We start from the raw sequence: 250 nt of genomic DNA, 5'->3' as shown, positions 1-250 counted from the left end.
GACCGTCACCGAGCGCTTGTTGCGGTTCGCCGCGAGGTAGTACGCGGCTTCGTGCGTGTCGTTGCCCTCGGGCGTCTTGAGGTAGGGCGGGCCCCAGTGACGGGTGTCGTCGCCGGTTCCGGGCCGCTCGATCTTGATGACGTCCGCGCCGAAGTCGGCGAGCGTCTGCGCGCACCACGGTCCCGCCAGCACGCGGGTCAGGTCCAGCACGCGGATATGGCTCAAGGCTCCCATCGATGTGTCTCGCTAC

At 68.4% G+C, this 250-nt stretch carries 1 protein-coding gene; it reads right to left on the bottom strand.

Annotated elements, in window-relative coordinates:
• The coding region (locus NCR39_RS10045) for a CoA transferase (protein WP_250452054.1) at window positions 1–234 on the bottom strand (234 nt) is incomplete at its 3' end.
• Window positions 235–250 lie beyond the last annotated feature (16 nt).

This window comes from Caballeronia sp. ATUFL_M2_KS44 (assembly GCF_023630965.1).
Classification (GTDB): domain Bacteria; phylum Pseudomonadota; class Gammaproteobacteria; order Burkholderiales; family Burkholderiaceae; genus Caballeronia; species Caballeronia concitans.
Note: the sequence above shows the minus strand (reverse complement) of the source record. Positions and strands in the feature narration are given on the sequence as shown.